General features: G+C 56.8%; 13 protein-coding genes and 1 tRNA gene. 13 read left to right on the plus strand and 1 reads right to left on the minus strand.

The genetic code is table 11. From position 1 onward, the window contains the following. Positions 1–32: 32 nt before the first annotated feature. Positions 33–479 carry a hypothetical protein gene (locus AB4O22_RS24930; protein WP_003196799.1) on the plus strand — a complete coding sequence of 149 codons (447 nt, stop codon included), beginning with the start codon at positions 33–35 and terminating at the stop codon, positions 477–479. A 9-nt stretch (positions 480–488) separates the two neighbouring features. Here the strand turns inward: AB4O22_RS24930 and AB4O22_RS24935 are convergent, their stop codons facing one another. After that, the gene (locus AB4O22_RS24935; protein WP_460097369.1) at positions 489–938 is read right to left on the minus strand and encodes a carboxypeptidase regulatory-like domain-containing protein; all 450 of its coding nucleotides are present in this window, start codon (positions 936–938) and stop codon (positions 489–491) included. A gap of 230 nt (positions 939–1,168) precedes the next feature. On the opposite strand from AB4O22_RS24935, the gene AB4O22_RS24940 reads away from it, so the two are divergent. From AB4O22_RS24940 to AB4O22_RS24995, 12 genes are all read left to right on the plus strand, one after another. After that, positions 1,169–1,660: a hypothetical protein gene (locus AB4O22_RS24940; protein WP_223471098.1), complete on the plus strand. Its 492-nt coding sequence runs from the start codon at positions 1,169–1,171 to the stop codon at positions 1,658–1,660. A 301-nt stretch (positions 1,661–1,961) separates the two neighbouring features. Continuing rightward, complete coding sequence (locus tag AB4O22_RS24945) at positions 1,962–2,735, plus strand: ABC transporter ATP-binding protein (protein ID WP_003196795.1); 774 nt, start codon at positions 1,962–1,964, stop codon at positions 2,733–2,735. A gap of 13 nt (positions 2,736–2,748) precedes the next feature. Continuing rightward, positions 2,749–3,504 (plus strand): ABC transporter substrate-binding protein, encoded by a 756-nt coding sequence (locus AB4O22_RS24950; protein ID WP_003196792.1) that lies wholly within the window; start codon positions 2,749–2,751, stop codon positions 3,502–3,504. A 78-nt stretch (positions 3,505–3,582) separates the two neighbouring features. Then, a complete protein-coding gene (locus AB4O22_RS24955) occupies positions 3,583–4,278 on the plus strand; it encodes an ABC transporter permease (RefSeq protein ID WP_003196790.1) in 696 nt (231 codons plus the stop codon). Then, complete coding sequence (locus tag AB4O22_RS24960) at positions 4,275–4,964, plus strand: ABC transporter permease (RefSeq protein WP_013692061.1); 690 nt, start codon at positions 4,275–4,277, stop codon at positions 4,962–4,964. Before AB4O22_RS24955 ends, AB4O22_RS24960 begins: the two co-directional genes overlap by 4 nt. Further along, on the plus strand, positions 4,945–6,177 hold the full coding sequence (locus AB4O22_RS24965; RefSeq protein ID WP_069971232.1) for a methyltransferase: 1,233 nt from the start codon (positions 4,945–4,947) through the stop codon (positions 6,175–6,177). Before AB4O22_RS24960 ends, AB4O22_RS24965 begins: the two co-directional genes overlap by 20 nt. A gap of 331 nt (positions 6,178–6,508) precedes the next feature. Further along, positions 6,509–7,333, plus strand: coding sequence for an FkbM family methyltransferase (locus AB4O22_RS24970; RefSeq protein WP_039013495.1), 825 nt, complete (start codon positions 6,509–6,511; stop codon positions 7,331–7,333). Between the two features lie 75 nt (positions 7,334–7,408). Continuing rightward, positions 7,409–7,484 (plus strand) — tRNA-Thr (locus AB4O22_RS24975). Between the two features lie 164 nt (positions 7,485–7,648). Further along, positions 7,649–8,977, plus strand: coding sequence for a tyrosine-type recombinase/integrase (locus AB4O22_RS24980; protein WP_460097371.1), 1,329 nt, complete (start codon positions 7,649–7,651; stop codon positions 8,975–8,977). Between the two features lie 904 nt (positions 8,978–9,881). Continuing rightward, entirely contained in the window at positions 9,882–10,862 is a 981-nt protein-coding gene (locus tag AB4O22_RS24985) for an integrase domain-containing protein (protein ID WP_460105891.1), read from the plus strand. Beyond that, positions 10,859–11,134, plus strand: coding sequence for a hypothetical protein (locus tag AB4O22_RS24990; RefSeq protein WP_046040835.1), 276 nt, complete (start codon positions 10,859–10,861; stop codon positions 11,132–11,134). The genes AB4O22_RS24985 and AB4O22_RS24990 overlap by 4 nt, the downstream gene beginning before the upstream one ends. 266 nt (positions 11,135–11,400) lie before the next feature. Then, positions 11,401–13,095: a reverse transcriptase domain-containing protein gene (locus AB4O22_RS24995; protein WP_460097373.1), complete on the plus strand. Its 1,695-nt coding sequence runs from the start codon at positions 11,401–11,403 to the stop codon at positions 13,093–13,095. Positions 13,096–13,126: the final 31 nt, after the last annotated feature.

The following is a 13,126-nucleotide window of genomic DNA, read 5'->3' on the forward strand; positions in this document are numbered from 1 at the left end:
CCGTCCCCTAACGAATTGGAAACCGAAGCCCAATGGCCTCACTGAACAAGCAGCAAAAACGCGCCAAGCGCGCCAAAGACAAAGCCAAGCAGATCCGCATGACCGGGCGCAAATCGATCCCAATGTATGGCGACCCGGCCCACGCCACCGCCCAACCACCGGTCTACGTGCTGGAACTGTTCGCCAAGCTGCGCGAAGCCGAGGCCATCAGCCGCAGTGAAATGCTCGACACGCTGCTCGCGTCCCTGAGCGAGATGATCATCGAACGCCCAGGCCTGCTCGACCTGAAAAACGCCGAAAACGAAAGCATGGCAGCGACCAACCTGGCCGCCGACATGCTGGTGGACTACCGCATGTGGGTCGATGAAATGGACCGCGAGACCGCCCAGCGCTGGCTCAGCACACCGGAGTTCATCAAGGACTTCAGCGAGGCGCTGGATCGGTATCGCCAGTCGATGGAAGAACCCGCCAGCGAATAAGCCGGCCGGTTATTCGTCACCGTTCCAATGGAACACCAGGTTGCGCGCGGCCCCGCTGCCTATCTCAGCAGTGTCGCGCCGCGCCTCACCTTTGCGCGTCGCCACCACGCTGTACTTGCCCGGCGGCAGTTGCACATAAACCAGCGGTCCGACCTCAGTCAGCGTCAGCAGCGTTTGCCCCGACGCGTTCTGGATGACGACCTCCACATCCGGGATGTATTTGTTTTCCGGGCCGACCGCGAATGTCATGTGCAGGTTGTAACCCTGGGCCTGCCCAATGGCCCGGGCTTCGTCCTCACCGATACCGCCCGACAGATAAGTGATGCCGTTCTGCTGCATGGGTTGAACCTGCACGCCTGCGTTGTCTATGGGCGCGAGGTCGGTGGCGTTGAGGGCGATGGGGAACAGCAGGATGCTGATGGCGATGAAAGGTAATATAAGATAATGAATGAGCTTCATGGCGAGGACTCCAGGTTCTGGAAACAACTCACATGAGTTCTTTTTGGAGCACCGTAGCGGGTTAAGGTTTAGATCGATTGGGACTATTGACTAGGACGAACCCATCGCACAACCGGCATATACCATTTACATGCCCCTTCATTGCCCTATGCTTTTAACTGATTCCAATGGATCGAGTTCATGCTCGATGCCAATATCTAACTTCCACTACAAATAACGGGACCACACCCATGGCCTCCGCGAACAAGCAACAAAAACGCGCCAAGCGTGCAAAAGCAAAAGCCAAGCAAATACGCGTCAGCCGTACCAAGCCTGCTGCTGTCACGTTTGATCTTCCCGAATACGACGATCCGTATTTCCTGGATGCCCTGCAAGACGAATTCAAAGAACGCCCCGGAGATTTCCTGTCACTGTTTTATGAGATGCAAGACGCCGAAGAAAAGACGGGGCGCATCGACATGATGGTCAGGATGCTCGGATTACTCATTGCGATGACGGATGAACAGCCCGAGCTTCTGGACAGTCAAAATGCCGAAAACGAGGCCATGGCAGTCCAAAACCTGGTCGAAAATACCCTGATCGCTTACCGAAGTTGGGCTGACGATATCGATCAGGAAGCAGCGAAGCATTGGCTTCATAGCCCTGAAGTGCAGGCGGACTTCAAAATTGCATGGGTCAGCTTCAGAGAGGTTCTCAAAATACTGTGGGACGCGCCCGAATAACCCAACAGACTTTTGATCGCGGCAACGCTCATCCGTTTAACCCTTCCAACCCCCGCCCAAAGCTGGCACCATCGCGCCTTTTTTTACGCGACTCCCCGGACTTTTCACCGGTAACCCAGGATCAAACGGCCGTTAGGTTGTTGATGGCGCGACAGTCTGCTGCGCCGATGCGACAACCTGCCGCACATCACCGGTTTACCACCCGTAGCGCTGTTGGCGGCCATTCGGACGCATGCTAGCTTGGCCGCCTCGCCAAGGAAGGCAGCCAACAGCAAGGGAGCACATACCATGAGGACCGCACATGGCCCAGGCCACGCCCGCGCTTGAAATCCGCAACCTGCACAAACGCTACGGACAGCTGGAGGTGCTCAAAGGCGTCTCGCTGACCGCCCGCGACGGCGATGTGATCTCGATCCTCGGATCCTCCGGGTCCGGCAAATCCACATTCCTGCGCTGCATCAACCTGCTGGAAAACCCCAACCAAGGCCAGATCCTGGTGGCCGGCGAAGAACTCAAGCTCAAGGCCGCAAAGAACGGTGAACTGGTGGCCGCCGACGGCAAACAGATCAACCGCATGCGCAGCGAGATCGGTTTTGTCTTCCAGAACTTCAACCTTTGGCCGCACATGAGCGTGCTCGATAACATCATCGAAGCGCCGCGCCGGGTGCTTGGCCAGAGCAAGGCCGAAGCCGTCGAAGTGGCCGAAGCCCTGCTGGCCAAGGTCGGTATCGCCGACAAGCGCCACGCCTACCCGGCCGAACTGTCCGGCGGCCAGCAACAACGCGCCGCCATCGCCCGCACACTGGCGATGCAGCCCAAGGTGATTCTGTTCGACGAACCCACCTCCGCCCTTGACCCGGAAATGGTCCAGGAAGTACTTAGTGTGATCCGCGCCCTGGCCGAAGAAGGACGCACCATGCTGCTGGTCACCCATGAAATGGGGTTCGCCCGTCAGGTTTCCAGCGAAGTCGTGTTCCTTCATCAAGGTCTGGTCGAGGAGCAAGGATCGCCACAGCAGGTCTTCGAGAACCCGCTTTCGGCGCGCTGCAAACAATTCATGTCCAGCAACCGCTAACGGAGCAGTACACATGCAGACCTACAAGAAATTCCTCCTGGCCGCAGCGGCCAGCCTGGTCTTTTCGGCCAGCGCCATGGCGGCCGACAAACTGAAGATGGGCATCGAAGCGGCCTATCCTCCGTTCAACAACAAGGACGCCAGCGGCCAGGTCGTGGGGTTCGATAAAGACATCGGCGATGCCCTGTGCGCCAAGATGAAAGTCGAGTGCGAAGTGGTCACTTCCGACTGGGACGGCATCATTCCCGCCCTGTTGGCCCAGAAGTTCGACTTCCTGATTTCTTCGCTGTCGGTCAACGACGAGCGCAAGCAAGCCGTGGACTTCACCGACCCGTACTACTCCAACAAATTGCAATTCATCGCACCGAAAAACGTCGATTTCAAAGTCGATAAAGAGTCTCTCAAAGGCAAGGTCATCGGGGCACAGCGCTCTACCCTCGCCGGTACCTGGCTGGAAGACGAACTGGGCAGCGATATCACCGCCAAGCTCTACGACACCCAGGAAAACGCCTACCTGGACCTGACCTCCGGTCGCGTCGACGCGATCCTGGCGGACAAATACGTGAACTACGACTGGCTGAAAACCGAAGCTGGCCGTGCTTACGAATTCAAGGGCGACCCGGTGGTGGAAGGCGACAAGATCGCCATTGCGGTGCGCAAGGGTAACGACGAGCTGCGCAACAAGCTGAACGCCGCCCTCAAGGAAATCATTGCCGACGGCACCTATAAAAAGATCAACGACAAGTACTTCCCGTTCAGCATCTATTGATACTGACGTGCCTGGCCGGCGCTGTTCCCTGGCAACGCCGGCCCTTAGCAAAGCCTGCCGCGATATGAACTCTTACCCATGATGATCGATCTCTACGGATTCGGCCCGGCGCTCGCCGCCGGCGCGCTGATGACCGTCAAACTGGCGCTCACGGCCCTCTGCCTGGGGCTGGGGCTCGGCCTGCTCGGCGCCTTGGCCAAGACCTCGCCGTACAAGCCGCTGCAATGGCTGGGTGGCACCTATTCGACACTGGTTCGCGGCATCCCGGAATTACTCTGGGTGCTGCTGATCTATTTCGGCACCGTCAACCTGATGCGTGCCCTGGGTGAGTATTTCGGCAAACCGGACCTCGCCCTCGACGCCTTTGCCGCCGGGGTCATTGCCCTGGGCCTGTGCTTTGGCGCCTACGCCACGGAAGTGTTTCGCGGCGCGATCCTGGCGATCCCCAAGGGCCACCGTGAGGCCGGCGTAGCCCTGGGCCTGTCGAAGTGGCGGATCTTCACCCGGTTGATCATGCCGCAGATGTGGCGCATCGCCCTGCCTGGCCTGGGCAACCTGTTCATGATCCTGATGAAGGACACCGCGCTGGTCTCGGTGATCGGCCTGGAAGAGATCATGCGCCATGCGCAAATCGGCGTGACCGTGTCCAAACAACCGTTCACCTTCTATATGGTCGCAGCATTCATGTATCTGGGCCTGACAGTGCTCGCCATGATCGGCATGCATCTGCTGGAACGACGCGCCGCCCGTGGATTTACCAGGAGCACCCAATGAACTGGGACGTCATCATCAAGTGGCTGCCGAAGCTGGCCCAGGGCGCGACACTGACCCTGGAACTGGTGGCCATCGCCGTGATCGCCGGCCTGCTGCTGGCGATTCCACTGGGCATCGCCCGCTCTTCGCGCCTGTGGTACGTGCGGGCGTTTCCCTACGCCTACATCTTCTTTTTCCGTGGCACGCCGCTGCTGGTGCAACTGTTTTTGGTCTACTACGGCCTGGCGCAGTTCGATGCCGTGCGCAGCAGTGCAATGTGGCCGTACCTGCGGGATCCGTTCTGGTGCGCCACGGCCACCATGACCCTGCACACCGCCGCCTACATCGCCGAGATCCTGCGCGGCGCGATCCAGGCCATCCCCCGTGGCGAGATCGAAGCCGCGCGGGCCCTGGGCATGTCGCGGCCCAAGGCGCTGCTCTACATCATGCTGCCCCGCGCCGCGCGCATCGGCCTGCCGGCCTACAGCAACGAAGTGATCCTGATGCTCAAGGCCAGTGCCCTGGCGAGTACCGTGACCTTGCTGGAACTCACCGGCATGGCCCGTACCATCATTGCCCGGACCTATATGCCGGTGGAGATATTCTTCGCGGCCGGCATGTTCTATCTGTTGATGTCCTTCGTCCTGGTGCAAGGCTTCAAGCAGCTGGAGCGCTGGTTGCGCGTCGATGCCTGCCAAGGGCGCTGACAGTGGCGTGCTGACGGGCGAGGCTCTACTCGCCCGCTTCACGGCGCTGGATACTTTTCTCACGGCGCACCAGGCACTGTGGAAACCGCGTCCGTTCACCCATCTGCAACTGCCTTGGGAAACGTCCCACCCGGAATTGTCCCAATGGCTACGCCAGCGTTCTCTGGAGGCCGCGGAAAACGACCATCATCAGCCGTGGTTGATGGAAGACGCGCCAGCTCCATTCCCCGAATTGGCCGCTATCTCCCGTGCATTGAGCGCTGTCGCAGAATTGCCGGCCAGCACGCTTGAAGCACCAAGCCATCGCCTCAACGTCGACGTGCCCGGACGCAAGTGGCAGCAGATCGAAGCCTTCGCCAGCCGCCTGCACTTCACCACCCAACCGACCCATTGGCTGGATTGGTGCGCCGGCAAAGGCCACCTCGGTCGACGCCTGCTGCACGGTGAGCAGCAACTGACCTGCCTGGAATACGACCCCGCACTGGTCGCCAGCGGCCAACAACTGAGCCTGCGCCATCGCCTGCCCGCCACACATCTGCAACAAGACGTGCTGGCGGCGGACGCAACCCAGGCGCTCCACCCCGGACACACGCCTGTGGCCCTGCACGCCTGCGGCGACCTGCATGTGCGCTTGATGCAACTGGCCAGCGCCGCTGGTTGTGCACAACTGGCTATCGCACCGTGCTGTTACAACCGCATCAACACCGAGCGTTATCAAGCACTGTCCGACGCCGCCAAGGGCTCTGTCCTACAGCTGTCGCTCGATGATCTCAGCCTGCCGCTGACCGAAACCGTCACCGCTGGCGCCCGCGTCAGAAGACAACGGGACCAATCCATGGCCCGGCGCCTGGGCTTCGACCTGCTGCAACGGCACATCAGAGAGTGCGACGACTACCTACCCACCCCCTCACTGCCCAGCACCTGGCTGGAAAAATCCTTCGCCCAATACTGCATCGATCTGGCGGCCCTGAAAGACTTATCCACAGTCGGCACGCCGGATTGGCTCGCCTTGGAAGCAGCAGGCCATCAGCGCCTGGCCGAAGTGCGCAACCTGGAGTTGTTGCGAGGCCTTTTCCGGCGGCCACTGGAGCTTTGGCTGGTACTGGATCGGGCGCTGTTCCTCAGTCAAAAAGGCTACGAGGTTCGCCTTGGCACCTTCTGCGAAACACCGCTTACGCCGCGCAATCTGATGCTGCTGGCAGAGCGTTGCTGAGACGAAACACCCTGTGGATAACTCTGTTGATGAAATAAACCTGGATCCAAGAAATTCGCGATTTCCTGACCGATTCAACATTGGTCATTTTTTGTTCATATGGATAAAAAACCATGAAAACAGGGATTTGCGACGAAACGCGAAAGCGGTCACAAAACCGCAAGGTTCCATCCGCCTCATCCTGCCCGTTGTGCATAAGCGTCTAAGCAAAACGACATAACCGCCGAATTCAGTGCTGCCCCGCGCCAGTAATTGCGTCCACCGCGCCCGTGCTATACAACAGCCAAACGTATCGTGATTGACACAATGCCGACACACTCAAGGACTGGCCGTGACGTTCATTTCCTACGCACAGAATTTCGAAGACATACGCCTGTGGCGCGCCCTTCAATCGGTGGAAAACGGCTTTTACCTCGACGTCGGCGCCAACCATCCGACAGATGATTCGGTCACCCGAGCGTTCTACGATCGTGGCTGGCGCGGCATCAACATCGAACCGGTACCGGCTTACTACGACGCCCTCTGCCAACAACGCCCCCACGACATCAACCTGCAATGCGTGGCCGGCGAAAACGCCGACAGCCTGACCTTCTACACCATCGCTGACACCGGCTTATCCACAGTAGAAGCCAGCGTCGCCCAACAACACCGCGACGCTGGCATGGACGTGCGCAACCAGACCGTCCAATCCCGCACCCTGGCCTCCATCTGCGAGCAATACGCCCAGGACCGCCCCATCCACTTCCTGAAAATCGACGTCGAAGGCCACGAGGAAACCGTCCTGCGCGGCATGGACTTCAGCCGCTGGCGCCCCTGGATCATCCTCATCGAAACCCCATGGGCCCGTGACCAGACCTGGGAAACCCTGGTGACCGGTGCCGGCTACCAGTCCATCCTGTTCGACGGCATCAACACCTACTACCTCGCCGAAGAACACCTGGCCCTCAAACCCGCCTTCGACATCCCCCCGTGCAACCTCGACGGTTTCCAACTCTGCAAAGGCCACAAATTCAGCCACCCCATCGACGACGCAGACCAACAGCTCAGCGCCGCCCTGCAACGGGCTGAACAGGCCGAAGCCCAACTCCAGGCCATGCAAAACAGTCGTGCGTGGCGAGCCTTGCAGAAAATGCGCGCCCTGCTGCGCCGCGCTTGAGCATGGGTCGTGCAAAAATAGTCAGAATTCAGGGGTTTACAGAACGCACCCAATCGCTATAATCGTCGCCCACACGCCGGTATAGCTCAGTTGGTAGAGCAACTGACTTGTAATCAGTAGGTCCCGGGTTCGACTCCTGGTGCCGGCACCACATTAGGCTCCATTGCATTCCACTGAATGCTCTGGAAGCCCCGAAAACCCGCCCTTTGGCGGGTTTTTTCGTTCCAGGACCCTCCGTCGGGATCCAACAAAATCCCCCTTCCCCGAGGGTATGTTAGGGGTACTGCGATTTCCCGGTCAGGAGCGCGTACCCCTATGCCACGTCTAGCGATCCCCCTCAGCGACCTGCAATGCCGCACGGCCAAAACCCGCGAACGCGCCTACAAACTGTTCGACGGCGGAGGCATGTACCTTTTCGTCAAACCCAATGGCGTGAAGACCTGGCGCTTGAAGTACACCAAGCCCAGCGGCAAGGAAGGCACGCTCATCATCGGCAATTACCCCATCGTTACCCTTTCCGTCGCACGACGTAAGCGAGACGAAGCCAAGGCGTTGCTGCTCGACAACCTCGACCCAATGGAAGAAAAGAAGAAGGCCAAGATCGTAGCCCAGCGAGCGGCACTGCTTTTCGAAACTGTTGCTCTGGAGTGGCACGCCGACATGTCCCGTCGCTGGACCGAAGGACACGCAAAAACCGTGATGAGCCGACTGCGTACCCACGTCTTCCCGCTGATCGGCCAACGACCCATCGCTGAACTCGATACCCATGACCTGCTAGAGATCACCCAGCGCATCAAGGAACACGGCACCATGGATGTGGCGTTACGGGTACAGAACTACTTATCCACCATCATGCGCGGGGCCAAAAGGGCTCGGCAGATCACCATGAATCCTGCACTGGATCTGGCAGGCTCGATTCACGCGCCGCGCACAGTCCATCGCCCGGCCCTCTCCCTCAACCGCCTACCCGAACTGCTACACCGTATCGACAACTACAACGGCCGCGAGCTGACGCGCCTTGCCGTCCTGCTCACGCTGCATGTATTCGTCCGCTCCAGCGAACTGCGCTTCGCTCGATGGAGTGAGTTCGACTTCCAACGCGCCATGTGGGAAATCCCCGATACGCGCGCACCGATTGAAGGGGTACGCAACTCCACGCGCGGGACCAAGATGAACGGCGACATTCAAATGGTTCCGCTATCGCCGCAGGTCATCGAAATACTGGAGCGCCTGCGCAGCCTGAGTCGCTTTTCAGAGTTGGTGCTACCGGGCGACCACAAGTACTGGAAGCCCATGTCCGAGAACACGGTGAACACCATGCTCCGCAACGTCGGCTATGACACCAGCAAGGACGTGTGCGGCCACGGCTTCAGGACCATGGCCTGTAGCGCCCTGCTTGAGTCAGGGTTATGGACCGACGCAGCCATCGAAAGACAAATGAGCCACAAGGAACGCAACCGCGTGCGCGCCGCGTATATCCACAAAGCTGAATTTCTGGAGCAGCGCAGGCTGATCATGGCGTGGTGGAGCAACTACATCGACGCCAACCGCCATGGGCATGTGACACCCCACGAATTCGCTCACACAGTCGGCGACAACATCACGGCCCTACAAAATAACCGTGGCGCATCCAAACGTGGGTAAGCCTGTGAGATCACCGTTGTCCGCCCTTCCACGCGGGTCCATCCAAGCGGGGCTGCAAAGCCGCCCTGCTTGGATGGACCTCATTTAAAAAATCTAAAGCCCACGCAAATTGTCTGTGGAAAACCATGGATTTCCACCGGTGGATAATTTCATGCACAGCCGCAGAACTCCCGAAAATTCGAGCCTTGACCCAAATTATCCACAGGCGTAGAAACGATCGGGCAAAGCGCTGTCTTTGACAGCAACCCAGGTAGCCAGAACCTTTAAGGTTACGCCACACCGTGGTGGTTCTCCCAAAGTGCGATTAGCGTCCGGCGGCTCGCACGGTCACTCACCGAGTGATGGATGCCTACTTCAGATCATTGCCATTGCGGCAAATACATCCCCCTACCCAGCTGCCCTGCAGCAACCTATCCGCTTGGCCATTTCACTGCGCCAACCTGCGCCCGTCTCTTTCTTCCGGAAAGAGACGGGCGCTCCTGCCACTGCTGCAGCCCACCTCGTACAAGGCATTGCGGCATCTCCCTTCGTGACAATCGGCGTGACAAACATCGAAGTCACCAGCAACAGCGATGCAGATGATGGTGCCGCAGCCCACGGAATGGACTGCACCTGACTGACAGTCAGGTATGCCCCGGTCATCGCCTCACTGCCTTCACCTGACTCGGATCTCGCGGCGCTGGTCTCGTCAGCCAGTGCAGCCTCCACCCGCCCACGTCTTCGGAAGTGTTCAGGAGGCCAGATCATGAGATGCCCAAGCTCCCGGTCGTAAGGAGCCGCCAGTCCCGCGTTAGTGGACAACCCTCACAGGCCGCAGGGGCCTTGATCCCTGACAACACTCAACATTCTTGGCGGGATGACGTGGGGAAGGTTTTAAGGGTTTGGCTTCGAGAGGAGTTTGATCATGGCATTGGTAGGCAAAAGGGATGGGCGGAATTTTGGCTATGGCCGGCAATTGAGTTATGCCGGGCCACAGGCGTTGCGGGACATGTTTGGCGGCGGGCATTACGGCACGGTCAAGGCGCACAGTGATCGCTGGCAGGCGTTTGTGCGCTGGTGTCGATCGGAGGATGGACCCGGGCTTAACGACGCGCGGCAGATTGATCGGCAGACCTTGCTGGATTACGCGGAGCATCTGCGTCACCTGGTTGAGCGCAGCGATCTCGCCATCGCCACTGCGCAAAACCGATTGTCCAGCGTCAATCGAACCCTGGCAGCGCTTCGCGGTGATCAGTATGTGAAAGTACCGAGTCCGAGCAAGGCGCTAGGAATGCGGCGCACCAGTGTTCGTCGTTCGGTGCCGCAAGGCCAAGAACGCGAACATGTGAAGAGGGTCGTAGAGGTGCTTTGCGCACACCAGCAGCCGCGTGCCGCGGCCATCGCTCAATTAGCGCGAGCCACCGGCATGCGCTTACGTGAGGCCATTTTGGCCGACCTTCCGCGCTTAAAACGTGAGGCCGAACAATACGGCAAGATCAACATCCAAGATGGCACCAAGGGGGGCCGCTCAGGTGCCTCGGCACCTCGCTGGATCAGGGCGGATGATCATATTCGCGAGGCGCTGAGATTCGCCGAACAGGTCTCACCCGACGGTAGCCGCAACCTACTTGCACCGAACGAAACCTACCTCGATTTCCAACGGGGAATCGTCCGTCCTGCACGGGACATCCTCCATCAGTACAACCTCAAAGGCTTCCACGAATTGCGGGCAGCCTATGCGTGCGAACGCTATGAGCAAATCACCCACCATCCCGCCCCCATCAACGGTGGCCATTGCTATCAACTCGACCGACGTCTCGATCAGGAAGCCCGAGTACAAATCAGCTATGAGCTGGGGCACAACCGTATCGTCGTGGTGGCCGCTTACATTGGTGGTCGCGCATGAGCACGGTATTCGATATGGATCTGTTCCTGACGGGCGTCCTGACCGGGTCGCATACCACGCGCCAACGCCACCTGCGTCAGGCGAAGGCCATCCAAACGGCGATCGCTGAGCGCTGGCAACGCGACAATCCATGGACTTGGCAGAGAAAACACCTTGCGTGGTTTTTGAATCACCACCTAAACCAGCACACTCAATCGACGCGCTATTACTATTTGCTGACCATGCAATTACTCACTCATCGCTTAGGAAAATCCTGGCAGTTCAACCTCTAAACGAAGGTCAGAAAACGGCCAAAAGGAGACCTTCAACTCCAGTTATTCAATGGAATCGAGGCGATTCGTCTGGAAGCACCATCCTTTGCTCCCTCCACGTAACGTGGTGGCATATGGCTTGAACCGCTCGAATTTTTCACGTAATGTCACCCAGCCTCCATTCAGGTATTAAATAGGGTTGTTCAAATGCGACCCGATTCAAAAAAGCCACAAGCAACGGCGATGAGCTACTCAGAGACGTTATGCTTAAAGGAATAGGGTGAAATATGAATGGAGGCTTCTTTTTAAATTTCGTCGCCTTGAATCAATCGACTACACCGATCGAGCTTGCTGTACTTCTCGGCACAGACTACGGAAAAATTAAACATTTATACTATCGCGGAGGAATGCTGCGTCACTACCTTGAGTTTGAGATACCAAAGAAAAATGGGGGAAAGCGCAAGATTCTGGCACCTTCGGATAAGTTAAAAACTCTTCAATCCCGCTTAGCCGGGCTTCTGAAGACCATTTACAATCCACGCGAACCAGTTAAGGCTTTTCGAGAGGGAAGTTCAATTGTTGCCAACGCTTGGCCGCATTGCCGGAAAAAATTTGTTTTCAACATCGATCTTGAAAATTTTTTCGGCACCATTACATTTTCGCGTATCCGCGGAATGTTGATCGCCAAACCTTATTCGCTTCCCCCAGAAACCGCAACCGTTATAGCCCACCTTACTACAGTAAACGGGATTCTTCCTCAAGGTGCACCTAGCTCACCTATTCTCTCAAATATGCTGTGCGCAAGTATGGATAGCGACCTTTATTCACTAGCCAAGCATAATCGAGCTGTTTACACACGTTACGCTGACGATATAACGTTTTCTTTTTATTGCCCGATTGATTTTATTCCTAGCAACATGGTAGAAAGCTCAGCTTCCAACGACAGGCCCAACCATTACCATAGTAAAGTTGGAAGTGAACTGCGGTCTATGATAGATAAACATGGTTTTACTATCAACACGAAAAAGGTGAGATTGCAAGGCCCTGGTGAACGCCGAACTGTAACTGGGCTAGTTACAAATCAAAAGCCCAATGTTCCCCGCCCCTACATTAGAAAAACAGCAGCCCTGATTCACTCCATAGAGAAACACGGAGAGCAGGCAGCAAATGCCATATATAAAGACAAAAACCCGAACACTAGTGGAGTGCTTGAGTCCCATATTCATGGCCGCTTGCTTTTCATTAAACAGGTTGTTGGAGAAAGCTCGGTGGTTTATCGGCGGCTCGCGCAGCGCTACAACATGCTACCAACTAAATCAAAAGTGCCTAACACCCCCCAAGCGACTGATGAAGACTCTGATAACTTTAAGGTCGGCGAGTTTATAAAGGACAAGTGCTGGATAACTGAAGTCGAGCAAAAGCTAGACAATGAACTGGTGCAGATTCAGGGTAGCGCTTTTATGATACAAGGGAGTCTACTGATTACATGCGAACACAACCTCAGTCACAAGATTGGTGATAAGTGGATTGAGTTCAACGAATGCCTTGTCTATAAAGTAGGTGAAGGCGAGAGTATGTATGAGGCCAAAGTAATTATTCGCGACAAAAAACTTGACCTTGCCGTACTAAAAATTCAAGAGCCACTGTTAGGTTTAAAGCACTTTACACTAGAGATTTCAAAAGAGCCAAACATTGGCGAGCGTGTTGCGGTGCTAGGCTTTCCGAACCATAAACCTGGAAGTCATCATGTCGGCATTCTGAAATGCCGCTTGACAAACAAATACCCGCTACACGATGTGCAACATAGCGAAGTCGATAAAAATCTTTATTCGGGCAATAGCGGCGGGCCTGTAATTAATTCCAGTTACCACGTTGTAGGTGTTGCAGCTAAAGGAGCCGAGGGAAATCCCCACGGCAAAAACACTTTTATTAGGGTCTCAGAGTTAATAAAGTACCTTGAGAAAAGTGGTGTCATTTTTTAGTTTTCAATCCATTAAAGAAGCGTCGGTCTTG

The organism is Pseudomonas sp. S3_B11 (assembly GCF_054667715.1).